At 74.1% G+C, this 26,294-nt stretch carries 25 protein-coding genes; 10 read left to right on the plus strand and 15 right to left on the minus strand.

Annotated elements, in window-relative coordinates; genetic code table 11:
• Nucleotides 1-19: 19 nt before the first annotated feature.
• The 3 genes from ACFYT9_RS18485 to ACFYT9_RS18495 all read right to left on the minus strand — a co-directional run bounded on the left by ACFYT9_RS18485 (nt 20) and on the right by ACFYT9_RS18495 (nt 2,579).
• Nucleotides 20-877 carry a S1 RNA-binding domain-containing protein gene (locus ACFYT9_RS18485; protein WP_389165037.1) on the minus strand — a complete coding sequence of 286 codons (858 nt, stop codon included), beginning with the start codon at nt 875-877 and terminating at the stop codon, nt 20-22.
• Nucleotides 878-928: 51 nt separating this feature from the next.
• Nucleotides 929-1,165 (minus strand): hypothetical protein, encoded by a 237-nt coding sequence (locus ACFYT9_RS18490; protein ID WP_389165040.1) that lies wholly within the window; start codon nt 1,163-1,165, stop codon nt 929-931.
• Nucleotides 1,166-1,517: 352 nt separating this feature from the next.
• Nucleotides 1,518-2,579 (minus strand): Lrp/AsnC family transcriptional regulator, encoded by a 1,062-nt coding sequence (locus ACFYT9_RS18495; protein ID WP_389165043.1) that lies wholly within the window; start codon nt 2,577-2,579, stop codon nt 1,518-1,520.
• Nucleotides 2,580-2,936: 357 nt separating this feature from the next.
• Between ACFYT9_RS18495 and ACFYT9_RS18500 the strand changes: the two genes are divergently transcribed.
• The 3 genes from ACFYT9_RS18500 to ACFYT9_RS18510 all read left to right on the plus strand — a co-directional run bounded on the left by ACFYT9_RS18500 (nt 2,937) and on the right by ACFYT9_RS18510 (nt 6,142).
• Nucleotides 2,937-4,382: an MFS transporter gene (locus ACFYT9_RS18500; RefSeq protein WP_389165046.1), complete on the plus strand. Its 1,446-nt coding sequence runs from the start codon at nt 2,937-2,939 to the stop codon at nt 4,380-4,382.
• Nucleotides 4,379-5,557, plus strand: coding sequence for a M20 family metallopeptidase (locus ACFYT9_RS18505; protein WP_389165048.1), 1,179 nt, complete (start codon nt 4,379-4,381; stop codon nt 5,555-5,557). Before ACFYT9_RS18500 ends, ACFYT9_RS18505 begins: the two co-directional genes overlap by 4 nt.
• 123 nt (nt 5,558-5,680) lie before the next feature.
• A complete protein-coding gene (locus ACFYT9_RS18510; RefSeq protein ID WP_389165051.1) occupies nt 5,681-6,142 on the plus strand; it encodes a hypothetical protein in 462 nt (153 codons plus the stop codon).
• Between the two features lie 46 nt (nt 6,143-6,188).
• On the opposite strand, the gene ACFYT9_RS18515 is transcribed toward ACFYT9_RS18510, so the two are convergent.
• Complete coding sequence (locus ACFYT9_RS18515; protein ID WP_376605454.1) at nt 6,189-6,947, minus strand: DeoR/GlpR family DNA-binding transcription regulator; 759 nt, start codon at nt 6,945-6,947, stop codon at nt 6,189-6,191.
• 345 nt (nt 6,948-7,292) lie between these two features.
• Between ACFYT9_RS18515 and ACFYT9_RS18520 the strand changes: the two genes are divergently transcribed.
• Complete coding sequence (locus ACFYT9_RS18520; RefSeq protein ID WP_389165315.1) at nt 7,293-7,973, plus strand: NUDIX domain-containing protein; 681 nt, start codon at nt 7,293-7,295, stop codon at nt 7,971-7,973.
• 51 nt (nt 7,974-8,024) lie between these two features.
• On the opposite strand, the gene ACFYT9_RS18525 is transcribed toward ACFYT9_RS18520, so the two are convergent.
• From ACFYT9_RS18525 to ACFYT9_RS18540, 4 genes are all read right to left on the minus strand, one after another.
• Entirely contained in the window at nt 8,025-9,536 is a 1,512-nt protein-coding gene (locus ACFYT9_RS18525) for a DUF4246 domain-containing protein (RefSeq protein ID WP_389165054.1), read from the minus strand.
• 188 nt (nt 9,537-9,724) lie between these two features.
• Complete coding sequence (locus tag ACFYT9_RS18530) at nt 9,725-10,201, minus strand: hypothetical protein (RefSeq protein WP_387271846.1); 477 nt, start codon at nt 10,199-10,201, stop codon at nt 9,725-9,727.
• A gap of 72 nt (nt 10,202-10,273) precedes the next feature.
• Nucleotides 10,274-10,873: a type 1 glutamine amidotransferase domain-containing protein gene (locus ACFYT9_RS18535; protein ID WP_389165057.1), complete on the minus strand. Its 600-nt coding sequence runs from the start codon at nt 10,871-10,873 to the stop codon at nt 10,274-10,276.
• 92 nt (nt 10,874-10,965) lie between these two features.
• Entirely contained in the window at nt 10,966-11,550 is a 585-nt protein-coding gene (locus ACFYT9_RS18540) for a helix-turn-helix domain-containing protein (RefSeq protein WP_387271848.1), read from the minus strand.
• A gap of 276 nt (nt 11,551-11,826) precedes the next feature.
• Between ACFYT9_RS18540 and ACFYT9_RS18545 the strand changes: the two genes are divergently transcribed.
• From ACFYT9_RS18545 to cpt, 3 genes are all read left to right on the plus strand, one after another.
• Nucleotides 11,827-13,443 (plus strand): MFS transporter, encoded by a 1,617-nt coding sequence (locus ACFYT9_RS18545; protein WP_389165059.1) that lies wholly within the window; start codon nt 11,827-11,829, stop codon nt 13,441-13,443.
• 208 nt (nt 13,444-13,651) lie between these two features.
• Nucleotides 13,652-14,278 (plus strand): DUF998 domain-containing protein, encoded by a 627-nt coding sequence (locus tag ACFYT9_RS18550; protein WP_389165062.1) that lies wholly within the window; start codon nt 13,652-13,654, stop codon nt 14,276-14,278.
• A gap of 114 nt (nt 14,279-14,392) precedes the next feature.
• Complete coding sequence (gene cpt / locus ACFYT9_RS18555) at nt 14,393-14,914, plus strand: chloramphenicol phosphotransferase CPT (RefSeq protein WP_389165064.1); 522 nt, start codon at nt 14,393-14,395, stop codon at nt 14,912-14,914.
• A 443-nt stretch (nt 14,915-15,357) separates the two neighbouring features.
• On the opposite strand, the gene ACFYT9_RS18560 is transcribed toward cpt, so the two are convergent.
• Together ACFYT9_RS18560 and ACFYT9_RS18565 are read right to left on the minus strand one after the other, a co-directional pair.
• Complete coding sequence (locus ACFYT9_RS18560; protein WP_389165067.1) at nt 15,358-15,984, minus strand: hypothetical protein; 627 nt, start codon at nt 15,982-15,984, stop codon at nt 15,358-15,360.
• 83 nt (nt 15,985-16,067) lie between these two features.
• On the minus strand, nt 16,068-17,651 hold the full coding sequence (locus ACFYT9_RS18565) for a serine hydrolase domain-containing protein (protein WP_389165069.1): 1,584 nt from the start codon (nt 17,649-17,651) through the stop codon (nt 16,068-16,070).
• Nucleotides 17,652-17,835: 184 nt separating this feature from the next.
• Here ACFYT9_RS18565 and ACFYT9_RS18570 point away from each other — a divergent pair, with 184 nt between their 5' ends.
• Together ACFYT9_RS18570 and ACFYT9_RS18575 are read left to right on the plus strand one after the other, a co-directional pair.
• Nucleotides 17,836-18,462, plus strand: a complete 627-nt coding sequence (locus ACFYT9_RS18570) for a TetR/AcrR family transcriptional regulator (RefSeq protein ID WP_389165071.1) — start codon at nt 17,836-17,838, stop codon at nt 18,460-18,462.
• Between the two features lie 201 nt (nt 18,463-18,663).
• Nucleotides 18,664-19,197 (plus strand): EF-hand domain-containing protein, encoded by a 534-nt coding sequence (locus ACFYT9_RS18575; RefSeq protein WP_389165073.1) that lies wholly within the window; start codon nt 18,664-18,666, stop codon nt 19,195-19,197.
• 119 nt (nt 19,198-19,316) lie between these two features.
• On the opposite strand, the gene ACFYT9_RS18580 is transcribed toward ACFYT9_RS18575, so the two are convergent.
• The 5 genes from ACFYT9_RS18580 to ACFYT9_RS18600 all read right to left on the minus strand — a co-directional run bounded on the left by ACFYT9_RS18580 (nt 19,317) and on the right by ACFYT9_RS18600 (nt 24,587).
• Nucleotides 19,317-20,267: a class I SAM-dependent methyltransferase gene (locus tag ACFYT9_RS18580; protein ID WP_389165075.1), complete on the minus strand. Its 951-nt coding sequence runs from the start codon at nt 20,265-20,267 to the stop codon at nt 19,317-19,319.
• The gene (locus ACFYT9_RS18585) at nt 20,264-21,448 is read right to left on the minus strand and encodes an NAD(P)-dependent alcohol dehydrogenase (protein WP_389165078.1); all 1,185 of its coding nucleotides are present in this window, start codon (nt 21,446-21,448) and stop codon (nt 20,264-20,266) included. Before ACFYT9_RS18585 ends, ACFYT9_RS18580 begins: the two co-directional genes overlap by 4 nt.
• Entirely contained in the window at nt 21,445-22,863 is a 1,419-nt protein-coding gene (locus ACFYT9_RS18590; protein WP_389165081.1) for an aldehyde dehydrogenase family protein, read from the minus strand. Before ACFYT9_RS18590 ends, ACFYT9_RS18585 begins: the two co-directional genes overlap by 4 nt.
• Nucleotides 22,864-22,871: 8 nt before the next feature.
• Nucleotides 22,872-23,627, minus strand: a complete 756-nt coding sequence (locus ACFYT9_RS18595) for a (5-formylfuran-3-yl)methyl phosphate synthase (RefSeq protein WP_389165083.1) — start codon at nt 23,625-23,627, stop codon at nt 22,872-22,874.
• A gap of 204 nt (nt 23,628-23,831) precedes the next feature.
• The gene (locus ACFYT9_RS18600) at nt 23,832-24,587 is read right to left on the minus strand and encodes an ABC transporter permease (RefSeq protein ID WP_389165085.1); all 756 of its coding nucleotides are present in this window, start codon (nt 24,585-24,587) and stop codon (nt 23,832-23,834) included.
• A 200-nt stretch (nt 24,588-24,787) separates the two neighbouring features.
• On the opposite strand from ACFYT9_RS18600, the gene ACFYT9_RS18605 reads away from it, so the two are divergent.
• Nucleotides 24,788-26,287, plus strand: coding sequence for a DHA2 family efflux MFS transporter permease subunit (locus tag ACFYT9_RS18605; protein WP_389165088.1), 1,500 nt, complete (start codon nt 24,788-24,790; stop codon nt 26,285-26,287).
• The last annotated feature ends 7 nt before the right edge of the window (nt 26,288-26,294 follow it).

Genomic DNA, 26,294 nt, shown 5'->3' on the forward strand with positions numbered 1-26,294 from the left:
CGGGCGTCGCCCCCGACGGTCAGGGCGCCGCGTGGTGCGCCGACCCGTCGGACGAGGCGGCACGGAGCGTCACCCGGCGGCGGGCGCGGTCGAAGGCGGTGACGACGACCGTCACCTCGTCGCCCTCCTCGGCGCTGACCTCCGCGCCCCTGTTCTCCGCGACCTCGTCCTCCGGCACGGGCCGGAGCGGGATCAGGCCCTCGACGCCGTCGGCGATCCGGACGACGACACCGAAGGAGAGCCGTTTCGTGACGACGCCCCGAAACCGCCGGCCGTCGGTGGCGATGCTGTCGTCCAGGGCGTCGAAGGGGTCCGGCTGCGTCGCCTTCAGAGACAGCCGGGCCTCGCCGTTCCAGGTGTCGAACTGGAGGAACTCGCACGAGACGGGCTGCCCGATGAGGACGACGTCCGTCACCGACTCCACACGGCGCCAGGACAGTTCGGCCATCGAGATGAACCCCACCCCGGGGAAGACCGGATGGGCGGGTCCCTCGTCCAGCGCCACGAACACGCCGAACCGTTCGATCGCCGTGACGGTCCCGGAAAGGATCTCGTCGGGCTCGCGCGCCGCGAGGAAGGCCCACAGCTCCGGGTGCCGGGTCGCGGTCATGGCCAACCGGACCTCGCCCTCGTCCGGGTCCACGGCGATCACCTGGGCCGTGATCCGGTGGCCGACGTCGACGACCGGGGGCCGGTTCCAGGCCCAGTGGATGTCCTGGGAAGAGACGGTGCCGACGGGACGGGCGGCGAATCCGTCCAGGGTGACCGTCAGTCCACCGGTCCGCGTGACCTCGGCGACCGTCCCGCCGAGCACGTCCCCGACCTGGATCCCCGCCGGAAAGTCCTGAAGCCCCTGATCACCCGATGATGCCCCCATGCCGGCCAGCCTCTCACGAGGCGGGCGGTACGGGGGCGGCGGCGGGAGGGCTCAGCGGGAGTGGTCGATGACGTTGCCGTTGGAGCAGTTGTTCTTGTGGTCGCCCGTCCAGTCGCTCAGGGCGGGGACCACGGCGAGCTCCTGGACGCACACGTCGGCGGCCGTGAAGTTCCAGTTGTTCGCGGCGTCGACGCCGCTCCCGAAGTCGCTGTCGTGGTCGGCGAAGGCGGGCGTGGCGGCGGAGAGCGCCGCGGCGGCCATCAGACCGCAGGTGATGATCTTGCGCATGGCCCCCCAACGCGCCCCCCACCCCCCAGGTCACGCGAGCCTCCGCCGAACGAGACGGATCCGCCGACGCCCGTGCCCCCTCCTTGCCGCGCGGAGGAGCCGCGTCTGCGCGGACTGCCGGGCGGTGGTCGTCGCGCGTCGGGCCTAGTACCTGTGGCCGAAGAACTCGACCTCGGCCAGGGCCAGATGGCGGCCCTGGGCCGTGCCGTAGGCGGTTTCGGCCCCCACCGGTGCGTGCCCCGTCCAGGCCCGCCCCGGGTCGCCGGGGGCAGGAAGCGCTGCCCCTTCGCGCAGCGTCACGCCGGGCCGACGGGTGGGGCGGGGCGGGAGGAGGACGTAAGGGGGAGCGCGGTCACGCGCTCGGGGGCGGGGCGGTTCGGGGCGGTGATGGCGGGGGCGGCGCCGGGGGCGGGGGCGAGGGCTGCGGTGCGCCGGGACCGGCCTCGGCGATGTTCGCGCGCTTGTACGTGCGCATGAGGACGGCCGTCTCCGTCGCCGTGACCCCGTCGAGGCCGGAGAACACCCTCGTGGTGAACGCGTGCAGGTCGACGGTGTCGCGGTGGCTCGCGTACCCGAGGATGTTGCTGGTCCCCGTGGTCAGGACGAGGTGGCGGATGGCGGGCTCCGCCGCCAGCACCCGGACCGCCGACTCCAGCCGGCTGGGGGTGACCGAGAGCCGGAAGCGGGCCTCCAGCGGATAGCCGAGGACGGCCGGGTCCGCGTGCAGCCTGAGGTGCAGGACGTGGGAGGCCATCAGCCGGGCGAGCCGGCGGCGGGCCGTCGTCTCGCCCACCTGGAGGCGCTGCGCCAGCCGCGCGGTGGACATCCGGGCGTCCGTGCCGAGCAGCGCCACCAGCCGGCGGTCCAGCTCGTCCACCGGCGGGGGAGCGGGCAGGGGCCTTCCTTCCCGTACGCGGCGCCGGACGTCCGTCGGGCGGTCGTCGTACGGGGCCCAGTCGCTCGCCGTCAGGAGCAGCCGGAGGACGACCTGGGAGCGGACGTCGACCACGCCGTCCAGCCGCCCGATCGCGGAATCGATCAAGGTGAGCAGGGCGTCGTGATCCGGCGTCGTGAACTCGGCGTACACCTCCAGATCGCCGGTCGCGACCTCGACGGAGCGCGCGTCCGCCCGGCGGGCCAGGGAGAGAGCGGTCTCGTGCACGCGGCCGGGAGCGCAGCGTACGGCGATCTCCGCGGTCACCCCCTCGCCCAGGTACTCCGGGGTCAGGGCCGCCGTGAACCGGACCCGGCCGGTCGAGGTCAGCCGTTCGAGCCGCCGGGCGACCGTCCGCTCGTGCACCCCCGCGGTGGCGCCGATCTCGGCGAAGGGGGCGCGGGGGTTGCGGTGCAGGGCCCGCAGGATCGTGTGGTCCACGGCGTCCAGCGCCGGGACGGAGCCGGTCGGGTCGGTCACGTGCGCCTCCGCTTCCGGAAGGGGACAGGGCCGGCGGGCCCGGGGCCAGGGGGGCGGGCCGTCGCGCCCGCCGCACCGTACGGGCCGCCCGCCGACCGGTCCACGGTGCGCCGGATCGGCGATGGTCCGGGGGCCCTGCCGCCAGATTCCGCCGTCGAGCACCCCTCCATTGTCTTCTTCCCCCGACAGTGCCCACGACTCTTGTCGAGGTCCGTGCCCGATGGCCACATTGTGGTGCGGTTCGCGCCGGAGCGCCGACCACCTCACTCCACCCCGCCCCACCTCACCCCTCCCCACCCCGCACACCCCCTCCGCTTCCTGCCCGCTCGCGAGGCCCGCACCGAACAGGTGGTACGTATGACCGACACCGCTGCACCCCCGGCCGCCAGTAGAGTCACACCCCGTCCCACGCCGGCGGCGGCCGTGCTCGCCTCCGTGATCCTCGTCGAGCTCTCCAGCGGCATCACGCAGGGCTTCCTCTCCCCGATCCTGCGCAGCCTCACGGACACCCTCAAGGTCTCCGCGGCGGACCTGAACTGGATCAGCATCGCCAACCTGCTCGCCAGCGTCGCCTTCACCCCGGTGCTCTCCCGCATGGGCGACCTGCACGGCCACCGCCGCGTGCTGCGCTGGAACCTCGCCATCGTGCTGCTCGGCTCCCTCCTCGTCGGCGTCGCCCGCGACTTCCCGACCCTCCTCGGCGGGCAGATCCTCCAGGGCGCGTTCGCCGGCTTCTTCCCGCTCCTCGTCGGCATCCTCCGCAACCGTTCGGGCGGCGACGCCGAGAGCCGCCGGGGCATCAGCGTGATGGTCGCGGCGCTGGTCGGCGGACTCGCCCTCGGGCTCGTCGCGAGCGGCCTGGTGGCCCGCTCGGTGGACAGCCCCACGGCAGCGCTGTGGGTGCCCGCCGTCGCCACCTCGCTCGCCCTCGCGTTCAGCTGGCGCTTCCTGCCGGAGTCGGACCACCGGCCCGGCGGCCCCGTCGACTGGGCCGGCGGCATCCTGCTCTGCGTCGGTCTCCTCGCCGTGATGCTGGGGCTCGGCCTCGGCGGCACCCCCGGCTGGGAGTGGGCCTCCCCGCGCACGCTCGTCTGCCTGATCGGCGGTGCGGCGGTCACGGTGGCGTGGGTCCTGGTGGAGCTGCGTACCGACGAGCCGATGATCGACGTCCGGATGTTCCGGCACCGGAACGTCGCCGTCGTCTCCCTCACCACCCTGACCTTCACCTTCTGCATGCTGGGCCTCCAGGTCGCCAATCCGGTCTTCCTCGGCACCGCCACCGCCCAGGACGGGTACGGCCCCGGCCTCGACCCCTTCGCCATCGCCCTGGCGATGCTCCCCAACCTCCTGGCGCTCGCCCTCGCCGCGCTCCTCGCCCCGGCGTTCGCCCGCGCGGTGTCCGACCGGCTCACCCTCGTCTGCGGCTCCCTCCTCATGGCGATCGGGTACGTGGTCTCCGCCGCGTTCCACACCCACCTCGCCGCCTTCCTCGCGGGCACGGCGGTCGCCGGTCTCGGCACCGGCCTCATGCAGCACTCCACCCGCACGCTCGCCGTCGAGTCGGTGCCGCACGACCGCACCGCCGTCGGCTCCGGCATCAACGAACTGCTGATCAACGTCGGCGGATCCATCGGCGCGGCCGTCGTCCTCACCGTCTTCGCCGGACACACCCCCGCCGGCCGCGTGCTCCCCACCCTCGGCGCCTACACCACCTCCTGGACCCTGTGCGCGGCCGTCTCCGTCGCGGGAGCCGCCCTCGCCCTGCTCTACCGCACCCCGAAGCCCGCCAAGGAGCTCGCATGACCCCCGCCGCGCTGCGCGAGCGCACCCGCGCCACCCTCGCCTCCCGCCGCGAGGACCTGATCGACCTCAGCCACGCCCTGCACGCCGACCCCGAGCTCGCCTACGAGGAGCACCGGGCCGCCCGCCGGATCACCGACCTCGTCGAGGCCGCCGGCTTCGAGACCGAGCGCGGCGCCTACGGACTGCCCACCGCCTTCCGGGCCACCGCCGGCAGCGGCGACCTCGTCATCGGCATCTGCGCCGAGTACGACGCCCTGCCCGGCATCGGCCACGCCTGCGGCCACAACGTCAACGGCGCGGCGGCGGTCGCCGCCGCCCTCGCCCTCGCCCCGTACGCCGACGACCTCGGCCTCACCGTCAAACTCCTCGGCACCCCCGCCGAGGAGTCCGGCGGCGGCAAGGTCGACATGCTGAAGGCCGGCGCCTTCGACGACGTCGCCGCCGCGATGATGGTGCACGCCGCCCCGCAGGACGCCGTCGGCATGACCTCCCAGGCCATCAGCAGCTGGAAGGTGAGGTACGACGGGGTCGCCGCCCACGCGGCGGCGATGCCCGAGCGCGGGACCAACGCCGCCGACGCCCTGATGATCGCCCAGGTCGCCATCGCCGCCTACCGTCAGCAGATGCCGCCCGGCGGAGTCGTCTCCGGCGTCGTCACCCGGGGCGGCGAGGCCGCCAACGTCATCCCCGCGCTCGCCACCGCCGACTACGACGTCCGCGCCGGCACCATGGAGGAGCTGCGCGGCCTCCAGACCCGTATCCGCGCCTGCTTCGAGGCCGGCGCGCTGGCCACCGGCGCTGAACTCACCCTCGACCCGGTCGGCAACGACTACGCCGACCTCCGCCAGGACCTCGCCATGGCCCGTACCTACCTGAACGCCGCCCGCGCCCTCGGCCGCGACGTCCAGGACATCGACCCGGCCCTGCGCGGCGGTTCGACCGACATGGGCAACGTCTCCCACCTCGTCCCGACGATCCACCCCATGATCGGCTACGACTGCGGCGACGCGATCATGCACAACCCCGAGTTCACCCGCTACGGCACCACGCCCGGAGCCGACCGCGCGGTCCTGGACGGCGGCCTCGCCATGGCCTGGACGGCCCTGGACCTGGCGTCGGACGACACCCACCGGGCCACGCTCGCGCAGCGCCTCAAGTCCCGCGTCGGCGGGTAGGACGGGCGACGGGGGAGGGAGGGAAGGGAGGGGAGGGAGTCGGGGTACGGGGGAGCCGAGCGCCCCGGCCTTCCCCACCGCCCCCGCTTCCTGCGCGCGGGCAGGACGGCTACCTTGGGCCGGATGCAGCCTCAGGAGCCCTACCCCCACACCCCCTTCAACGCGCCCCCCGTGCCCTCCACGCCCCCGCCCGGACCCGTCGGCAAGCGCACCGGCGTCGTCGTGCTCGCGCTCGCCGCGGGTCTCGCCCTCGGAGCCGGGGGCGTGGGCGCCTTCTGGGCGCTGAGCGGGGACGGCGCCTCCGGCGGCGGCACCGCCGCCGCCGACGCGCGAGCCGCCTGCCAGGCGCTCGACGGCTTCGATGAGAAGAAGTACACGGACCAGGGACCCGCCGGCACGATCGCCCTCAACCGGTACGCGGCGGCGGGCACGCTCTCCGCGGCGGCGGCCGCGGGCGACGCGTCGTTCAAGGAACTCGCCGAGACGATACGTCGCTCGCAGGAACGCCACAACATGACCTTCCAGTTCGACGAGACGGTCAAGAAGGACCTCGACCGCGCCCGCGCGATCTGCGACGACCTGTAGTCCCGGTCCTCGCCGCCCCGCTCACGGCGTCCGCCGCCGAGGGCTTTCAGGGGGACGTCAGGATCTCCGGCCCGAGTTCCCGCAGGCGCGCGACGACGGCGTCGTCCGGGCCCGCGTCGGTGATCACACCGGTGACGTCCTCCCACGGCAGGACGCGGAACCGGGAGGCCGCCCCGATCTTCTCGGCGGAGGCGAGGACGTACGTCTCCGCCGCGCGGCCCGCCAGCGCGCGCTTCATCGCCGCCTCCTCGGCGTCGCCGGTGGTCAGCCCCTCTTCGGGGTGGACCCCGGTGACGCCGAGCAGGCACAGGTCGGCGGAGACGTTCTGCGCGGCCTCGACCGCGGCCGCGCCGCAGGCGACCGCCGAGTGCTTGAAGACGCGGCCCCCGAGGAGGAACAGTTCCGCGCGCGGATGGTCCAGGAGCGCCGCCGCGACGGTCGGACTGTGGGTGATCACGGTGCAGTCGAGCTCGTGCGGCAGCGCCCGCGCGACGGCCAGCGCGGTGGTGCCGCCGTCGAGGATGAGCGCGCTGCCCGGCTGTACGAGACGGGCGGCGACCGCGGCGACCTTCCGCTTGCCCTCGGGAGACACCGACCGGCGCGCGCCGTAGTCGGCCACGGCGGGGGACACCGGCAGCGCCCCGCCGTACACCCGCTGGCACAGGCCCTCGGCCGCGAGGTCGCGCAGGGCCCGCCGCACGCTGTCCTCGGAGAGACCCAGGTCGGCGGCGACGTCCTTGGCGACGATCTTGCCCTCGCGGGCCAGTACGTCCAGCAGATGAGCTCGGCGTTCAGCAGCCAGCATGCACGTTCTCTCCTGTTCTTGCGCGTTTCTGCGTGTATCGTAGCGCCCCCGTGACCGGCCGCGGCCTGCGAAGCCCCTCGCCGACCGGCAGGTCGACACCGCCCGCGCCTCGCCCGTGCACCGCGACGCGGCCGAGAACCCGCACCGCAGCCCGGAGGAGACCGCATGACAGACCGGACGAACGACAAGGCAGCGCCGGGAGGGACCGGGACGACGGCAGAGACCGGGGCGACGGCAGGGACCGGAGCGACACCGGCGACCGCGACCCCGGCCGTGGCGGCTGCGACGGCGGCTGCGACGGCGCCCGTGGCCGCGCCCGCGCCCGCGGCCGGAGCCCGCCCCGCCTTGCGCCCCGGCGTCGACGCCCCTGACCACCGGGGCCGCACCGGCCTCGACCGGGCGGGACGCGACCTCTCCCGGAACCCCGACGTCGTGATCCGCGACGTCGAGCTCACCTCACAGGGCTGGCACGTCCTGCGGCGCACGACCTTCGACTACCGCCGCCGCGACGGAGCGTGGGAGACGCAGCAGCGCGAGACGTACGACCGCGGCAACGGCGCCGTCGTCCTCCCGTACGACGCGGAACGCGGCTGCGTCCTGCTCACCCGTCAGTTCCGCTACCCGGCCTACGTGAACGGCCACCCCGACGGCATGCTCGTGGAGGCCGCCGCCGGACTTCTCGACGAGGACGACCCGCTCACGGCCGTCCGCCGCGAGGCCGCCGAGGAGCTGGGCGTCACCCTCACCGACGTCACCCCGGTCATGGACGTCTACATGAGCCCCGGCTCCGTCACCGAACGCCTCCACTTCTACGCGGCCCCCTACACCCCGGCCGACCGCACGGGAACCGGCGGCGGGGTGCCGGAGGAGGGCGAGGACATCGAAGTCCTCGAAGTCCCCTTCGCCGAGGCCCTGTCGATGACCCGCGACGGACGCGTCACCGACGGCAAGACCGTCCTGCTCCTGCAATGGGCAGCCCTGGACGGTCCCTTCTCCGCCTCCTCCGCCTTCCCCCGGCCTTCCTGAGGGCGAGCGGCGTCACGGCGCGCCGCTCGCCCTCGCCGGTCCCACGAGGGGTCAGTGCTCGCAGAGGGAGAACTCGCGCTCGTAGAGCTGCTCGTTGTGCTCGTCGACGAAGAACTTGCGTTCCCGCATGAGCTGTTCGCGGTAGTCCTTCGCCTGCTCCAGCGTCATGGTCGAGCTGTCGGACCACGGCTGCTGCGGGGGCACGTCGGAGGTCGAGACGATCGGCGCCGAGGGGTCGACCAGGAAGAACGCGAGGATCTTGCGGTGTCCGGGCCGGGTGGGGTCCGCGAGGCGGAACGAACCGACGCGGTGCTGGAGGACGTTGGGGAAGGCGAGGCAGCGGCCCTCCTCGGTCGAGGCCGAACCGAGCACCTGGTTCAGCGCGTCCTCGTTCTCCAGGCCGTAGACCTCGCGCATGCCCTCGTCGTCGCTCTGCTCGTACTCCGGGTCGTCGAGCGCCGCCCGGAAGCTCAGCCGGCTCTCGGTGATGTTCTCGTTGTCCCAGTAGTAGAGGCCGGTCGACACGATCCGCTCGTTCAGCATCCCCTCGACGTGCCAGGAACCGCCGGCGTACTCCGGCTTGTCCGGCGTCAGCTGGATGGTGGCGAGCTTGACGATCACCTGGAGGCGACGTCCCCGCAGATCGACCCGGGCGGAGGCGTCGGGGACCGCGGGAGGGGTGTAGCCGGGGGCGTCGGGGACGGTGAGGCGGCGGTTGTCCCACCAGACGTCATGGGCCTCCCTCCACGCGCGGTAGGCCTCCCGGTGGGCCGCGTCGTCGCTGTAGTCGGCCTTGTTCGGGTACGCGGGCGCCTCGCCGTACCACCCATAGGGATCGGTATCGATCCGCACCGGCCGCGGATGGCGCAGATCGGTCAGCACGTTCTCCCACAGCGGCAGGAAGCGGGCGCACAGGTCCGGCAGGACGGCGGCCAGCTCGTGATGCGTCTCCGGGTGGACGTTGTTGACGTACGAGAGGAAGGAGACGTCACCGTCCTCGCTCACCTCGACGTCCGTGGGCAGCCACTGGAACCGCTCCGAGAACTCGTGCTTCGAGTACTGGTCCGTCGGGTTGACCCAAGCCCGCTCCGGGGCGCCGCTCGCCTCCCTCACCAGGCAGAACAGCGAGGGATGCACGAGGTCGAGCACCTGGCCGTCGGACCCCGGATGCCAGTCCAGCTCCTCGGCGGGGACCTCTTCCAGCACCCGGACCGCCTCGCGCAGCCGGGACCTGAGCTTGTCGTCGACCAGCCTGTCCGACTGCCACACCCCGTCCACGGCGGACACCTCGACGCCGGACTCCCCGTCCCGCAGCGTGGCGTAGTGCGCCAGTTCGTCGAGGACGTACCGGACCTGCGCCTCGGTCAGCCCCTGGGCGGTCGCCTCCCGCGTCCACCGGGCGACGATGTCGGCGTCGCGCATCTTGTCGAACCACCCGGATTTCGCCCGGATGTGCGCGCTGCACTCCATCATCTCCAGCTCCCGCAGCGTGCGGGGGGTCGCGAACGCCGCCACGGAACGGGTGGTTTGAAACGGCAGCGGGAAGACAGGCAGCGCAGTCAATTCTCTGGATCCTCAGTAGTCGGTGTGCGGTGGCGGGAACAATACTTCAGCGCACTGACACCCCCGCCCGGGGCGCCGTCACCCGTCGCCGGGCCGGCCGACACCCGCCCACCGCTACCGCCGCGCCGAGGGCCGCGTGGTCGTTCCGCGCGCCGATGGCAAGGGAACGGTGGAGGGCCTGCGCGCGCTCACGTCCCCAGGAGGTCCGCCACGGACTCGCCGGTGAGGCAGGAGTGACAGAGGCACCGGTCCGGGTGCGGCCCGCGCACCTCGGCGCGGTAGCGGCGCGCGTACCGCTCCAGCGTCGTGGCGCAGTCCGTGACGTACGCCGGCGGCTCCGCACCGGCTTCGCGCACGCGACCCGCTTCGCCCAGGCGCTCCAGCACCCGCGGAGTGTGGACGAGCTTCGGCCGGAAGCCGTGCAGATGACGCGTCGCCATGTCGATGTTGATCCACCGACTGCTGTGCCGCTCGCGCCCGAGCACCGAGAGCCGATCACCCCCCGGCCCCCAGTACACGCGGACCACGTACACCTTCGCCCCGCCCCGGAAGGACTTCGTCCCGGCCCGCAGCTCCTGCCCGCCCACCCCGCACCGACGCCAGGCCACGACGTTCGCCGTCACCAACCAGGCCGCCGCCGTCGGTCCGCCCCCGACTTCGTCCACGTGTCCCTCCCTCACCGCGCGGTCGGATCACGACGATGGCACAGCGTGCGCCGGGGGCGCAGCCGCTTTCCGTCAGCCGTCCAGGCAGCGGATGATCGCCGCGGAGAAGGCGTCGAGGTCGCCCGGTCGCCGGGAGGTGATCAGGGGGTGCCCACCGGCGGTGTCCACGACGACTTCGCGGTCCAGCCACGTGCCGCCGGCGTTCTCCAGGTCGGGGCGGAGCGAGGGGTACGAGGTCAGCTCCCGGCCCTCGGCCAGTCCGCTGTCCACGAGGAGCCACGGACCGTGGCAGATGGCCGCCACCGGTTTGCCGGCCTCGGCGAAGGCCGTGACGAGGCGGCGTGCGTCGGCGTCGGTGCGCAGATGGTCGGCGTTGACGGTGCCGCCAGGCACGATCACGGCGTCGAAGCCGTCCGCCGTCGCCTCGGCGAGCGTCGTGCCGGGAGGGATCTCGGCACCGGGACGGCGGTCCGAGACGAGTGTTTGGACGGGCTCGTCCTTCTGCGCGGCGACGGTGACGCGGGCTCCGTTCTCCCGCAGGACCGCGACCGGCTTCCGCAGTTCGTCCTGCTCGGTGCCGTAGTTGGTCGTCAGGACGAGTACGCTCCGCCCGTCGAGCTTCCCGGCGGGCTGTCCGTGGGGCTTTTCCTGGGGCCTTCCGTCGTGCGGCACGATGCGGTCCTCTCCGATGTCGGGGCCCCCGCACCTGTGCGACTGACCGCGCGAGGGCGGCGCAAACGTTGCACCGCCCGTAGGGGCAGTCCTTACGGCGTCGGGTCGCCCTCCGCGTCCTGGCGCTGGTGGCCGCGGCGGGCGTCGCGGTCGAAGATGCCCAGGATCTCGCAGGGGCCGCCGTCGGCGCCGATCGCGTGCGGCATCATCGTCGGGAACTCGGCCGCCTGGTTCGCCTCGACGCGGAATCGCCGGTGGCCGAGCATGAGGATCGCGGTCCCGGACAGGACGACCAGCCACTCGCGCCCGGGATGGGCGCGCATCCGGGCCGGATTCTCCGGCGGCGGCTCGGTCATGCGCTGGCGCACCACCGTCATGCCCGGGTCGCTCTTGACGGGCCAGCGCATCGACCCGCGAGCCGCGTCGACCGTCGGGCTGATGACGACGTCGTCGTCGGCGGTCTCCACGAGCTGGTCCAGCGTGGTGTCCAGAGCGCGGGCGAGGAGGACCAGCTGGTCGAGCGCGAGGCGGCGCCGTCCGTTCTCGATGCGGCTGAGGGAGGACTGGCTGAGGTTGGTCCGGCCGGCCAGCTCCTCCAGCGACCAGCCCTGTGCCACCCGCAGGGCGCGGATGCGCTTGCGTACCAGGCCGTCCAGATCGCCTTCTTCTTGCGTCATACGCAAAAGAGTATGCCCTGGATGCAAGGTGCGCCTAGCGTCGTGATCAGCCGGTCCGGGGCCCGGGCGTCCGCCCCGCCGATCGGTCGTCGCGCGCGACAGCGGCCGACGACGCGGAGCCCACCCGCCTCGGGCCGGTCGGTTCTCGTACGCGCCGGTCGCGGCGGCGCCTACGAGAACCGCCTCCACCCGCCCCCGGACCGTGCCACGTGCCGGCGCCCGATCCGGTACCCGCTCTTCCACCGGCCCCGCGGGGCCGCACCATGAGAGGAACTCATGAACACGAACCACTCCGCCCCGACGCCGGTCCCTGACGACGGCGGCGGGGGAGTGCCGGACGCGCGTCAGCTGCGCGGCATCCTGGCGGCCGTCTCCGTCGCGCTGATGGCCGTGATCGCGTCGGTGTCCGGACTCAACGTCGCGCAGACCCACCTCGCGGTCGAGTTCGGCGCCTCGCAGAGCACCGTTCTGTGGATCATCAACATCTACACCCTCACGCTGGCGGCGCTGCTGCTGCCGCTCGGCGCGCTCGGCGACCGGATCGGGCGCAAGCCCATGCTGATCACCGGACTGGCCGTCTTCGGCGCGGCGAGCGTCGTGGCGGGCCTGGCACCGAACGCCGAGGTGATGCTGGCCGCGCGCGTGGTCGGAGGCGTCGGCGCGGCGGTGATCATGCCCATCACCCTCGCCGTCATCACCTCCACCTTCCCCGAGGAACAGCGCGGCAAGGCGATCGGCGTGTGGACGGGGGTGGCCGGGGGCGGCGGCATCCTGGGCATGTTCCTCTCCGCGCTGCTCGTCGACGTCGCGGACTGGCGGGGGCTGTTCGTGCTGCCCGTGGTCCTGGTCGCCGCCGCCCTGGCCATGGCCGTCAGGTGGGTCCCCGACTCCCGCGAGCGCTCCGAGCACACCTTCGACACCGTGGGCGCGCTCATCTCCACCGTCGCCGTGGTCGGCCTGATCTTCGTCCTCCAGGAGGGCCCCGAGCGCGGCTGGACGTCGCCCGCCACTCTGACCGGTCTCGTCGTCGGCCTCGCCGCGGCCGTCGGCTTCGTGGCCCGGCAGCTGCATCGCCGTGACGCCGCTCTCCTCGACGTACGCCTCTTCAGGGCACGCGGTCTGGCCGGCGGTGCCGTGACCCTGCTGGTCGTCTTCGGTGTGCAGGCGGGGATAGCCGTGGTCCTCTTCCCCTTCTTCCAGGCCGTGCTGGGCTGGTCCGGGCTGCTGTCCACGCTGGCGCTCATGCCGATGGCCGTGATGATGATGGCCGCCTCCGGCCTCGCCCCGAGGCTCGCCGTACGCGTCGGCTCCCGCCCGACCATGGCCGGCGGCATCGCTCTCGCCACCGTCGGCCTGGCCCTGATGGCGGTCTTCGTCTCGGTCGACGGCGGTTACGCGAGCATCCTGCCCGGCATGCTCGCCATGGGCGCCGGGATGGGCCTGGCGATGACGCCCTCCACCGAGGCGATCACCGGTTCGCTGCCGCGCGGCAAGCAGGGCGTGGCGTCCGCGCTCAACGACGTCACCCGCGAGTTCGGTACCGCGCTCGGCGTCGCGCTGCTCGGCGCCCTCCTGTCGGCCGGCTACCGCGACGCCGTCGACGACCGGCTGAACGGCATTCCCCAGGGGGCGGCGGACACCTCCAGGGAGGGCATCGCCCACGCCGTCGAGGCGTCGGCGGGCGCGGGTTCCCGCGCCCCGGATCTCCTCCGCGCCGCACAGCAGTCCTTCGTGGACGGCTGGCACCACGCGATGTGGGCCGGAGTCGCCGTCATGGGCGCCCTCTTCGTGTACGTGGTCCTCCGAGGCCCCGGCGGCGACGTGTCCCCGGCGACGACGGACGCAACGACCTCCGGCGAGGCGCCCTCCGACGGGGCGGTCCCCGTGAGATGACCCTGTCCCGCGGTATCGCGACGTGTCGTCCCGGAGCGGATGGGGGTGGTCGGCGGGACCGCCCGCCGGCCCCTGCCGTGCGACCCGCCGCCCCTGCCACGCGACCCGCCGCCCGGCGTCACGCCCCCGGGAGGCGACCGAACCCCGCGCCACGCGCCGAGTCATGACGGTCCGTCCGGGCGGCCGGTGCTGGTCTTACGGTGGGGCGATGCGATCTGTACCCCTCTGGGCCCTGGTCTCGTCGGGATGCGCCCCCGTCCTGCTGATCGCCGGCTGGGCGGTCGCCGGGCATCTGGAAGGCTCCGCCTACGATCCCGTCACCCAGACGATCAGCGTCCTCGCGGCCTACGGCGCTCCGGGGTTCTGGGTGATGACCTCGGCCCTCTTCGGCCTCGGCGTCTGTCACCTGGTCACGGCGTGGGGACTGCGGGCGGCTGTCTCCGCCGGCCGGCTCGCGCTGGCCGGCGGAGGCGTGGCGGCGCTGCTCGTCGCACTCGTGCCGGCGCCCAGCAGCGGGGGATCGCTCCGTCACGGCTCGCTGGCCGCCGTCGGGTTCACGCTCCTCGCCCTGTGGCCGGTCCTCGCGGCCCGGAAGGACCCTGCTGCCCCCTGGGGGCTCCGCCCCGCACCCGCCCTCGCCGCCACCCTCATGATGGGCGCCGGTGCGATCTGGTTCCTCGTCGAGATCAACCGCCACGGCGCCTCCGGAGTCGCGGAGCGCCTGGTCACCTGCATCCAGTCGGTCTGGCCCCTCGTGGTCGTCGCCTCCTGCCTCCGAGATCCCGGGCCCGTGGCGGCCGTCAGCGAGAAGGAGCGGGCCGAGGAGGGCCGGTAGAGGCGGCGGGTGACCACGCCAGGGCAGCCTGCCGACCGGGCCACGGTGCCGCCCCGCCCGAATTCCCTGCGTGTGGGATGCGGGGAGCCCTAGGGTGGCGCGGTGGCGATTCAGATGATCATTCTCAATGGCGGTTCCAGCTCCGGGAAGTCCGGGATCGTGCGCTGCCTTCAGCAGGTGCTGCCGGACCCGTGGCTCGCGTTCGGCGTGGACTCCTTCGTGGACGCGCTGCCCGCGAGGATGCAGGCGTCGGACGACGGGATCGTGTTCGAGGCGGACGGGGGCGTGAGCGTCGGCGCGGAGTTCGGGAGGCTGGAGGCGGCCTGGAGGGAGGGCATCGCGACGATGGCCCGAGCGGGAGCCCGGGTCGTCGTCGACGACGTCTTCCTCGGCGGCGCGGAATCCCAGCGGCGATGGCGGAAGGCCGCCGAGGGGGTGGACGTGCTCTGGGTCGGCGTCAGGTGTGACGCCGAGGTCGCCGCGGGCCGGGAGATCGCCAGGGGGGACCGCGTCCAGGGGATGGCCGCGATGCAGGCGGACACGGTGCACGTGGGGGTGGCGTACGACCTGGAGGTCGACACGACCCGCACCGAGTCACTGACCTGCGCGCGCACCATCGCGGCCCGCGTCGGCTGAGGAGCCGAGGGGAGCCGAGGGGGGGCGGTCGTCGGCGACCCCACGACGACACGAGGTGGGCTGTCCCGGTTCCCTGACCGGCGCCAACGCGGAGGGTTGGGTCAAGGGCAGGGCCGCTCGCTCTGCCCCTGACCTCTTCAACGTAGCTCCGGCCGGCGCTCCCGTCGCGCGGGCGGGGCCCTCGTACCTCCGATGGTGTGCGCAGGGGTCGCTGCCGGCCTGCGGCCATGCTCATGGGGAGCGCGGCGTCCTCTTACGGGGCCGGACCGGAGCGCGGATCGGAACCCGCGTGACGGCGGCCGGGCGTTCGGTACGGCGGGACCGCTCTTCCTCCTCGGCCGCCGGCCGATGGCCCCGGCGGCGTGCTTTGCGCGGGGCCTCGGGGAGATCCGTGCGTCCGGGCGGGCGATCCCGCTGTGAGGGCCGGTCGGGGCAGGGGAGGGCTACGGCTGGGCGGGCAGGTCGAGGACCCGGGCGAGGGCCGTGCCGACCAGGGCCCGGTGAGCCGGGAGGTGTACGGAGGCCCAGTCGTCCGCCAGGACGCGGAAGGCGGTCAGGTCGCGCTCCGCTCCCGTGAGCAGGTCGCGGAGTGCGGGTGGCGTCAGTTCGATGAACGGGCTGTCGCTGCGCTCGGCGTCGACCGTGAGCCGGATCGTGCCGCCGACCCGTTCCGCGGTCGGTGTCACGGGGGCGTGGCCGAAGCCGAGCCGGCCCTCGCCGGCGACGAGCCGGTACCAGCCGCGCCAGTCCTCGATGCCGTCGCAGCAGCCGGGCAGGAAGGTGACGCCCGTGGCGCGGTCGGTGACGCGCAGGCCGCCCGAGGCGAAGAGGGTGTCGAAGGTCAGCAGTCCGTGGAGGAACGAGGCGAGGGGGTCGGCGGGACGGGGTGGCCGGTCGCCGTCCGGGTCGATGTCGTTGCAGGCGGCGAGGTACATCACCGCCGCCCCGACCTCGGCGGGGGTGAGCGTGCCGTCGAGCGCGAGGAAGCCGGACGGCCCGGGCTCGGCGACGGGCCAGAGGCCGAAGCCGTCGGACGGGTGCGTTTCGAGGACGGGCTGCGCGACGATCACCCGGCCCAGTGTTCCCGATGCTCCGCCGCCGGGCAGTGGCCGGGCACCGGTCACTGCCCGGCGGCGGCGACCGGTCCGATGTCTCACCGCGGGCGTGACGTGAGCGTGAGAGCCTGCGACCCGACCGCCCTCCCGCGCCGGAGGTCCACCGCCGCCAGCGCCACGCGCTCCACCGCGAGGAACAGGGCGGCGGCGATCACGGCGACGGCGCTCCATCCCGTGTCGGGCAGCCACAGCAGGGCCGAGGCGAGCGTGCCGCCGAGGCTCGCGGGGAGCACCCACCACAGGAGCGCCACCAGCGCCAGCGAGGCGCCGGCCGAGACGGCGGTCGTCCAGAGGATCCGGCGCCGGGAGCGCGCGCGGGCCGCGGCCCGCCGGCCGGGCAGGATCCGCAGGGCGGGAGCCGCAGCGCACAGCGTCAGCAGTACGGCGAGGGCGGCAGCGGACCAGGGCAGCACGGTGGCGAGCGGGTCGGCAGACGCGGCGCCCGGCTCCGCGCCGGACAGGATCCGGGCGGCGCCGACGGCCGCGTGGTGGAACTCCTGGGCGCGGAGCAGGTCGAAGGCGTTCTGCAGGACGATCACGGCCCGGTCGCTCTCGGGGAGCATGATGATCATGGCGTCGTACCCGGGCAGCGATCCGGACTTCCACACCGTCCGCTCGCCCGTTCCCGGCAGGGTGCCGACCGACCAGCCGAGCCCGAACCGGTCGATGTCGCTGTCGGCCTGGCCGCGGTGCATCTCGGCGATCCCCCGGGCCGACAGCACCCGCCGGCCGTCCACCTCGCCCCCGCCGAGCTGTGCGAGCACGAGCCGCGCCGCGTCCCCGATGCTGCCGCCCACGTGCGCCGCGGGGGCTCCCGCGGTGTCGTACGGCGCGTCGAAGACGGTCGGCCTGCCGAAGACGGGGCGATGGCCCGGCGCCAGCCGCTCGCGCTCGGCGTCGTCCTCGGTGGCGATGGCGTGCTCCATGCCGAGAGGGCCGAGGATCCGCTCGTGCGCGTACGCGCCGTACGACTGTCCGGAGACCTCCTCGACCAGCGCGCCGAGGACGGCGTACCCGGCGCTGGAGTACGCGTAGGCCGTGCCCGGTTCGGCGCCGGGCTCGATCCGCGCGAGGTCGCGGACCGCGTGGGCCAGGGCGCCGGGCGCGTTGTCGTAGCGGTCCTGCACCTCGGCCGTCGCGGAGGCGGGGATGCCGCTGGTGTTGGTCAGCAGATGCCGCACGGTGATGCGGTCCGACACCTCCCGGTCGGCGAGCCGGAACCAGGGCAGATACGTCCGTGCCGGCGCGTCGAGTCGCACCCGGCCGTCCTCGACCAGCTGCATCACGGCGAGGGCGGTGACCGGCTTGGCCAGCGAGCCCCAGAGGAAGGGCGTGTCCGGGGTGACGGCCGCACCGCGCCCGTCCCGGCCGTAGGTCTGCTCGTGCACGACCGCACCGCCTTCGACGACGGCCCACGCGCCGCCGGGCGTCCCGGTCGCCGCCATCCGCTCGCGGACGAAGGCGTCCATGTCCGACCAGCGTTCCCGGTCGTCCGCGCCCCGGTCGTCCGCGCCCCGTACGACGGCGGAGTCGGCCGGGTGGCCCTCCGCCATCGCCGCGGACGCCGTCCCGATCCCCGCGGCGAGCACCGCCGCCCAGCAGGCGGCGGCCCGCCCGAGCAACCACCCGCCCCGCCGCGTTCGCCCCCCGTCCCGCAGCGTTCGCCTCCCGTCCCGCCGATCCGCTCGCCGCCCCGCTCGCGTTCCCATGCCGCAGCCCTCCCCGTGCTCCGCCCACCACGCTTTTTGCCATATGACCATACGGTAAAAGCATTCCGCAAGGTTGACGGAGGGTTAGGCTGACCCCATGCCGAAGGTCGTCGATCATCAAGCCAGGCGGATCCAGGTCGCCGACGCGGTCCAGCGACTCATCACCGAGCAGGGGCTCGACCGCGTGACGGTGGCGCGCACCGCCGAGACCGCGGGGGTGTCCGTCGGGCACGTCCAGCACTACTTCGCCTCCAAGGACGAGATGCTGCTGTTCACCTACGAGCGGGTGGTCCAGCAGGTCCTGGAGCGTGTCTCGGCGCTCGAAGAACGGTCGAGGACCCAGCGGTTGCCGATCCGCGACGTGGTCGCCGAAGGGCTCGCCCAATGGCTCCCGGTGGACCCGGGCAGGCGATCCGCGCACCGCGTGACCCTGGCCTTCGTCGGCCGCACCGTCGACAACCCCCGCCTCGCCCACGCCCACGCGGAGACCGGCCGGCTCATCCGCGCCAGGCTCGCCGGCGCCGTGCGCAACGGCAAGGAGTGCGGCGAGGTCCCCGACGCCACCGACCCGGACCTGACGGCCCTCGAACTGCACGGCCTGGTCGAGGGCCTGGCCCTGCAACTGGGCTCCGGACCCGACACCGCCGGGTCCGCGGCGGCCCTCGCCCTCGTCGCCTCGCGGACCCGCGCCGCCTTCCCCGGCCGCTGCCGCCAGTACGCCTGAGCGCGCCCGGTCTCGCCCCGGCGCGCGAAGGGTCGCGCGCCCGCCCCGGCGTACGCCCGGACCGATGGCCGAAGCGCCGTCACTCCTTCCGGTACGGGAGAACGGATCGCCGCCACGCACGCCCCCTCGCGCGGTTACGTAGGACTCACCGACCAGGCCCGGGCGATCGGAACCACGGGCCGCGAGAGACAGGTGACCCAGATGCGAACCGAGGCCGCCCAGCGCGTGGAGCTGGTGTTCTCCCTCTTCGACGCGAACGGCAACGGAGTCATCGACTCCGACGACTTCGACCTCATGACGGGCCGCGTCCTGGAGGTGGCCACCGCCTCGGACGCAGGGGCCAGGGACGCCCTCCGGACCTCCTTCCGCCGCTGGTGGACGACGCTGGCCACCGAACTGGACGCCAACGGCGACGGCGTGATCACCGTCGACGAGTTCCGTCCGTTCGTGCTCGACCCCGAGCGTTTCGGGCCCACGGTCGCCGAGTTCGCCGTCGCGCTGTCAGCGCTCGGCGACCCGGACGGGGACGGCCTGATCGAGCGCCCGCTCTTCCTGTCGCTGATGACGGCGATCGGCTTCGAGGACGCGAACATCCACGCCCTCTTCGACGCCTTCGGCCCGGACGCCGACGACCGCATCACCGTGGCCACCTGGGCCGCCGGCATCGTGGACTACTACGCGCCGGACCTGGCCGGGATCCCGGGCGACCAGCTGGTGGCCGTCCGGACCGCCTGACACGCCCTCCCGCGAGAGGACACAGCCCTCCCGCGAGCGGACACGGCCCTCCCGCGAGAGGCGGGCCGAGGGAACGGCCGCGCGGCCCGCAGGACCGCCCGCCCGCCCCTCGGCCCCCGTCAGAGCCGGGGCTTGTGCGCGAACACCCAGCGGTTCCCCTCCAGCGCGTCGTTCGGCTCGGGGAGCGGACCGCGCCCGTGCCGGCGGGTGAATTCGAAGGGCGTGTGCATCGAGGTGGACCAGCCCTTCGCCACCAGCCCGCCCGCCGAGTCGGGGCGCGGCCCCAGATCGAACAGGCCCAGCAGGTCGATCCCGATCTGCTCCCGCGTCGCCGTGTAGACCGGACTGTCGCGGTACGCCGTCAGGTCCTTCTCCAGCTTCGCCTCGAAGGCCAGCGCACCGCCCCCGGCGGTCAGCGCGTCCACCGTGTCGAGGAGGCGCGTCTCGACGGGACCCGGCAGATAGAAGAGCAGTCCCTCGGCCAGCCAGACGCTCGGCACGGCCGGGTCGAATCCGGCGGCCGTCAGCGCCGCGACCCAGTCCGCACGCAGGTCGACCGGCACGGGCACGCGCTTCACCCGAGGGGCGGCGGTCAGGCCGGTCAGCACCCGCTGCTTGAACTCCAGCACACCCGCCCGGTCGATCTCGAAGACCACCAGGTCCGACGGCCAGTCCAGCCGGAAGGCGCGGGTGTCCAACCCCGCCCCCAGCAGCACCACTTGGCGGGCGTCCCCCCGAACGGACCGGAGGAGGAAGTCGTCGAGGACCCTGGTCCGCAGGCCGAAGTAGCGGGCGAACCGTCCCCACAGCGGGTTGCTGTCCCCGTCCGGCACCTGCTCGATGCGTACCGGCCACTCCGCGCAGGCCGGAGCCGCGCGCACGAAGTGCTCCGCGTAGTCGTCCCGGGCCAGGCTGTCGGGGCGGTGCGTCTCGATCGCCCGCGCCGCGGCGACCAGGAGCGAGGTCAGACCCACGCCTCCGTCCACGCCTCCGTCGACGCCTTCGGCGTCCGACTGCTGTTGCTCATGCTTGTGCCCTTGCTTCGGTGCGAGGGGCGCCGTGCCGGTCATGGGGTCTCCGTTGGCGGAAGGGACGGTGGGGGAGGTGTGCGTCGGGTGGGCGAGGTGCCGCGTGGTCGCCCTCGGCGGTGGCCGCTGCCGTCCGGGATCAGTACGGGCTTGACCACGCGGCCCGCCTCGCAGTCGCGCTCGGCCTCGTTGACGTCGGCGAGCGGATAGGTGCGGATCAGCTGGTCGAAGGGGAAGCGTCCGGCCTGCCAGAGGGCGGTCAGCCGGGGTATCAGCAGCCCCGGCACGGCGTCGCCCTCGCAGATGTGGCGGACGGCACGGCCCCGGTCGAGCGTGCCCGGTTCGAGCGACAGCGCGGTGGGGAGGCGTGCCACCAGGCCGAGGGTGCCGGTGGGGCGCAGTGCCCGGAGCGCGTCGTTGATGAGCGGGGGCGAGGCCGTGGTGTCCAGGGCGTACTGCGCGCCGCCGTCGGTCAGCCGCCGGATCCGCTCGGGCAGGCCCGCCGTGGAGGCGGCCAGCGGGACCGCGCCGAAGCGCTCGGCCAGGGCGAGCCGGCCGGGATGCCGGTCGACCGCCACGGTCCGTACGCCGGCCGCGCCGGCCGCCATCACCGCGGCCAGGCCGACCGCTCCGGCACCGAGGACGACCAGGGTGTCGCCGGGGCCCGCGCCGAAGGTGTTGAGGACGGCTCCCGCGCCGGTGAGGAAGCCGCAGCCGAGCGGCCCGAGCAGTTCGAGCGGAAGGCCGGGATCGACCCGGACGGCGTTGCGGGCGGGGACGAGGGCGTACGCGGCGAAGGAGGACTGGCCGAACCAGCGGGGCGCCAGCGCCTTCCCGGCCGCGTCGACGATCCGGGGCGGCTCCTCGGCGCGTCCCCCGAAGAGGTTGAGCGAGGCGAAGGAGTCGCAGTACGCGGGGGCAGCGCCGCGGCAGTTCCGGCAGTGCCCGCAGGAGTCGAAGCTCAGCACCACGTGGTCGCCCACGCCGATCGCCGTGCCGGGTCCGCCGCCCGACCGCACCACCACCCCGGCGCCCTCGTGGCCGAGGACGGCCGGCAGCGGGCTGCGGCCGGCGGAGCGCCGTACCGCGAGGTCGGTACGGCACATCCCGGCGCCCGCGATCTCGACCAGGAGCTCGCCCGGACCGGGCGGGGTCCTCAGGGTCACCTCCTCGACCGTGAACGGGTCCTCGTACCCGCGCAGGACGGCGGCCCGGAACCTCACCCCGCCACCTCTTCGGGGCGGTGGACGACGAACGGGCGGAGGTTCCCGTAGAGCCCCCACGGTCCGCCCGCGACGCCGACCCCGCTGTCCTTGACGCCCGCGAACGGCTGGGCGAGGGACAGCTCGGCGTGGTGGTTGATCCAGGCCGTGCCGCAGTCGAGCCGGTCGGCCACCGCCTCGGCCCGGTCGAGATCGGTGCCCCAGACGGAGCCGCCGAGACCGAAGCCGGTGCCGTTCGCCGCGTCGACGGCCTCGTCCACGTCCCGGTAGGGCAGCACCGGCAGCACCGGCCCGAACTGCTCCCCGGTCACCACCGGGCTGCCCGGCGGCACGTCGGTGAGGATCGTCGGAGCGAAGAAGTGCCCCGCCCGGCCGGGCCCGTCCAGCCGGTGGCCGCCGGCCGCGGCCCTCCCGCCGTCCGCGAGGGCCCGCGCGGTGACCCGCTCGACGCGGGCCAGCTGCGCGGCGTTGTTGACCGGCCCCAGCAGGGTGCCGGGATCGAGGCCGGGACCGACCGTGACGCTCTTCGCGCGCTCGGCGAGCGCCTCGACGACCTGGGCGTGCAGCCGGACGGGGGCGTAGACGCGCTTCACCGCCATGCACACCTGTCCGCAGTTGCGGAACGCCGCCCAGAACAGCCGGTCGGCGACCCGCTCCACGTCCACGTCGTCCAGGAGCACGGCCGCGTCGTTCCCGCCCAGCTCCAGGGTGACGCGGGCGAGCGAGCCGGCGGCCGCTTCCGCGACGGCACGGCCGGTGGGCACCGAACCGGTGAAGGTGACGTGGCGGATGCCCGGGTGGGACGCGAGCCGGGCGCCGAGCGGTTCGCGGCCGGTGACGACGGTCAGGACGTTCTCGGGCAGGACGGCGGCGAGGACGGAACCGAGCAGCCGGGTGGCGAGCGGGGTGTACGGAGACGGCTTGAGGACCACCGTGTTGCCCGCCGCGAGCGCCGGCGCGAACTTCGCCGCCGCGAGCTGGAGGGGGAAGTTCCACGGCACGATCGCCGCGACGGGGCCGAGGGCGCGCCACCGGACCTCGCTGCGCACGGGCCGCCCGTCGTCGATCCGCCGGGTCTTGGGGGTCAGACCGGCGAAGTAGCGCAGCCGGGCCGCCGTGCGGGCGACCTCCGCGTGCGACTCGGCCAGGGGCTTGCCCTGTTCCCGGGTGAGCAGCCGGGCGAGGTCGTCGCCCGCCGCCGCCACGGCGTCCGCCGCGGCGCACAGCGCGGCGGCACGGGCCGCGGGGTCCGCGCGCCAGCCGGACCAGGCCCGTCGGGCACGGTCGACCACGCCGTCCAGTTCCTCCGGCCGCTGGTCGGGGGCCTCGGCGAAGGTCTCCCCGGTGGCCGGGTCGACGACGGGGAAGCGTCCGGTGCGGCGCCCGGGGACGCCGCCCGTCTCGGTGCTCGGCATGCCGGCGGTCAGTCGGCCGCGAGGACGCCGACGGCGTGTTCCCGGGCCTGCCGGTCCATCTCGGCCCGGAAGGCGGCCACCAGCTGGGGACGGATCCGCCCGGCATTGCGGTCGCCTCCCTCGCAGACCGCTCCCCGCACCCCCACGATGTCGGTGCCCATACGGGTCAGCGCACCGAGGTCGGCGTGGGCGAGGCTGCCCGCGAGCGCCGCCAGCAGACCGGAGCCGTGCGCCCTGCGTACGAACTCGGCGCAGGTGTCCGCCGGCACGTGGTCGAAGAGCCTCGTCCCGTCCTTGACGGCGGTGTCGAGCATGGCCGCGTCCGCGCCGGAGCGGGCTGCGATGTCGGGCAGGGCCAGCGGGTTGACGCAGCCGACGCGGTGGGCGTCGGCGTAGCCGGAGGCGACGACGAGCGCGTCCGGGCGGTGGTCCTTCACCGCCCGCACGACCGCCCGCATGACGTCGACGCCCTGCTCGGGCGTCGTGCACCCGTAGAGCCCGACCTTGATGTACGTCGCACCCGAGACGACCGCGCCGAGCGCGGCCTGCGCCACCGTCCCCGGCTTGTACGGGACGTCGCCGACGGTGGCGGAGACCGGCTTGTCGGCCGGCACCGCGTCGCGGATCTCCCTGATGACCCAGGGGAAGTTGGCGCCCAGCGAGCCCTCGTCGGGCTTCTTGACGTCGACGATGTCGAGGTGGTCCGCGGCCTTGGCACAGTCGAGGGCTTCCTCGACGCTGTCCGGGGAGACGAGAAGCAACACGAAGCGAGCTCCTTCCACCGCAGGGCTCCCGGCCGGAGGACGGGGATGCGGATCGCCAGATTCCTGAGCGGTGCGCGCCCTCATCATGGCCACCCGCCGGAGGGCACCGGTAGGGCGCGCGGAGATCACGCGGGGGGCGCTCACACCGGGGCGCGGTGCGCCGTGCGTGCCGCCTGGACGGATCCGCTCCGGTGACAACAGGCCCTAGGGGAGAGGTGGTTCGGGGCGGACGAGGCGTTCGCGCGCCACGAGCTCCAGGGTGAGGGCGGTGGCGACCGCCTGGACGAGGAGGAGCGCGACAAGGACGAAGAGCTGGACCGCGCCCGCGTGCAGGGGAGAGGCGCCGCCGAGGAGCATGCCCACGAACGCGCCCGGGAGGGTGACGAGGCCGACGGTACGCGTCTGGTCCATGCCCGGCAGGAGCGCGTCGGCGGCGGCTCCGCGCGCCACCTCCATGCGCGCCTCGCGCTCGCTCAGCCCGAGCGCCAGGCCGGCCTCCACCTCGCCCCGGCGCGTGGCGAGTTCGTCGAGCGCCCGGCGCCCGGACAGCACGGTGGCGGTCAGCGCGCCCCCGATGAGGATGCCGGTGACGGGGACGAGCGCGATGCCCCGGGCGGGTACGACCCCGGTGACGAGCAGCGCGAGCACGACGGGGACGACGCCGGCGCCGATCGGAACCGCCGTCCACGGCCAGGAACGCCCCGGCGCCGGGACGACCCGGCGGCCCGCCGTGCGCACCGCCACCGCGTACATCAGCAGCAGGAAGCAGAGGAGCAGGGGCACCGCGCGGACGACCCAGCCGATCACGAAGGAGACCGCGACGAGCTGCGCCGCCGCGCGTGCCCCGGCGACGAGGGTGTCGCGCGGGCGTCCGAGCCCGGCGAGGGCGACCACTCCGGCGGCGAGGGCGAGCAGAACCACCAGAAGGACCACGAAGGTCGCGTTCACGTTCAGCAGCACGCGCCAACCCTATGGTCGCCCGCCCGGGGAGCACCGGAGAGCGCGGCGAGCCGTGCTCCGACCGACGGAAATCGAGAAAATCGATTGAGCTCGGGCGGTCGTGCCGACAGGATCGGGCGACACCGATGAGTTCTTCCCGGCGCCGAGGTCTGCCCTGAGACCCGCGACCCGCGGAGGACACTCACCTCACGGAAGGCGCCATGCAAGCACCCCACGCAACGCCCACCCCCTCACCCGCCCGCGTCACCGCCGTGCTGCGGATCCTCGTGCTGTCCACGTTCGTCGTCCTCCTCAACGAGACGATCATGGTCAACGCGATCCCGCGGCTCATGCGGGAGTTCGAGGTCAGCGCGGCGGCCGCAGGGTGGCTTTCCACCGCCTTCATGCTGACCATGGCCGTCGTCATCCCGGTGACCGGCTGGTTCCTCCAGCGCGTCACGACCCGGACCGCCTTCAGCCTCGCCATGGCGTTGTTCCTCGCCGGCACGGCGCTGGCCGCCGCCGCTCCCGTCTTCCCCGTGCTGCTCGCCGCCCGGGTCATCCAGGCGAGCGGCACCGCCGTCATGATGCCGCTGCTCATGACGACGCTGATGACCCTCGTGCCGCCGCACGAGCGCGGCAAGGTCATGGGCAACATCACCCTCGTCATCTCCGTCGCGCCCGCTCTCGGACCGGCGTTCTCCGGCGTGCTGCTGGAGCTGGGGTCGTGGCGCCTGCTGTTCCTGGCCGTGCTGCCCATCGCCGGGGCGATGGCGGTGTTCGGCCGGCTCAAGCTGGTCGACATCGGCGAGCCGCAGGCCGGACCGATCGACTGGGTCTCCGTCCCCCTGGCCGCGGCGGGCTTCGGCGCGCTGGTGTACGGCCTGAGCGGGCTCGGTGCCGAGAACGCGGCCGACGCGGCGGTGTCCCCGGTCGCCACGACGCTGATCGGCGCCGTGCTGGTGGGCCTGTTCGTGTGGCGGCAGCTGGTCCTCCAGCGCTCGTCGACGCCCCTGCTCGACCTTCGCGCCCTGACCTTCCGTCACTTCTCCGTGGCACTGGGCCTGATGTGCGTGTCCTTCATGGCGCTGATGGGCGCGTTCATCCTGCTGCCGCTGTACCTGCAGGAGGTGTGCGACCTGACCTCGCTGCAGACGGGCCTGCTGCTCATCCCCGGCGGTCTGACCATGGGTCTCCTCGGCCCGCAGGTCGGCAAGCTCTACGACCGGTTCGGTGCCCCGCGCCTGGTCGTCCCCGGAGCGGTGCTCACGGCGCTCTGCCTCGCGCTGCTCGCGCTCACGGCCGAGCAGACCTCGCCGTGGCTCGTGCTCGTGCTGCACGTGGCGCTCAGCGCCGGCATGGCCTTCGTCTTCACCCCCGTCTTCACCTCCGGCCTCTCCGTGCTGCCTCCGCACCTCTACCCCCACGGCTCCGCCATCCTGGGCTCGCTCCAGCAGGTCGCGGCGGCCGCCGGCACGGCCCTGGTCATCAGCGTCATGTCGGGCCGCGCCGCCGCGGCGGCGGCCGAAGGCGCCGACGTCACGGGGGCGCTGGGTACGGGCATCCGCTGGGGCTTCGGCGTCGGCGCCGCGCTCGGCGCCCTGGCCGTGCTGGTCGCCCTGCTCGTCCGCACCCCGCCGACCCCGCGGCCGCCGGCCGAGTCGCCGGCCCCGGACGAGGACGACACCGCGTCGGCCAAGACCGCCCACACCCCCGGCTGACGCCGGA

Source organism: Streptomyces sp. NPDC004435, from assembly GCF_042873895.1.
GTDB lineage: Bacteria > Actinomycetota > Actinomycetes > Streptomycetales > Streptomycetaceae > Streptomyces.

Coding starts and splice junctions, on each gene's coding strand:
- ACFYT9_RS18550 (WP_389165062.1), top strand. CDS start 13,652: ATGCGATCTGTACCCCTCTGGGCCCTGGTCTCGTCGGGATGCGCCCCC.
- ACFYT9_RS18490 (WP_389165040.1), bottom strand. CDS start 1,165: ATGCGCAAGATCATCACCTGCGGTCTGATGGCCGCCGCGGCGCTCTCC.
- ACFYT9_RS18515 (WP_376605454.1), bottom strand. CDS start 6,947: ATGCTGGCTGCTGAACGCCGAGCTCATCTGCTGGACGTACTGGCCCGC.
- ACFYT9_RS18545 (WP_389165059.1), top strand. CDS start 11,827: ATGAACACGAACCACTCCGCCCCGACGCCGGTCCCTGACGACGGCGGC.
- ACFYT9_RS18500 (WP_389165046.1), top strand. CDS start 2,937: ATGACCGACACCGCTGCACCCCCGGCCGCCAGTAGAGTCACACCCCGT.
- ACFYT9_RS18580 (WP_389165075.1), bottom strand. CDS start 20,267: ATGACCGGCACGGCGCCCCTCGCACCGAAGCAAGGGCACAAGCATGAG.
- cpt (WP_389165064.1), top strand. CDS start 14,393: ATGATCATTCTCAATGGCGGTTCCAGCTCCGGGAAGTCCGGGATCGTG.
- ACFYT9_RS18570 (WP_389165071.1), top strand. CDS start 17,836: ATGCCGAAGGTCGTCGATCATCAAGCCAGGCGGATCCAGGTCGCCGAC.
- ACFYT9_RS18540 (WP_387271848.1), bottom strand. CDS start 11,550: ATGACGCAAGAAGAAGGCGATCTGGACGGCCTGGTACGCAAGCGCATC.
- ACFYT9_RS18590 (WP_389165081.1), bottom strand. CDS start 22,863: ATGCCGAGCACCGAGACGGGCGGCGTCCCCGGGCGCCGCACCGGACGC.
- ACFYT9_RS18605 (WP_389165088.1), top strand. CDS start 24,788: ATGCAAGCACCCCACGCAACGCCCACCCCCTCACCCGCCCGCGTCACC.
- ACFYT9_RS18510 (WP_389165051.1), top strand. CDS start 5,681: ATGCAGCCTCAGGAGCCCTACCCCCACACCCCCTTCAACGCGCCCCCC.
- ACFYT9_RS18505 (WP_389165048.1), top strand. CDS start 4,379: ATGACCCCCGCCGCGCTGCGCGAGCGCACCCGCGCCACCCTCGCCTCC.
- ACFYT9_RS18485 (WP_389165037.1), bottom strand. CDS start 877: ATGGGGGCATCATCGGGTGATCAGGGGCTTCAGGACTTTCCGGCGGGG.
- ACFYT9_RS18575 (WP_389165073.1), top strand. CDS start 18,664: ATGCGAACCGAGGCCGCCCAGCGCGTGGAGCTGGTGTTCTCCCTCTTC.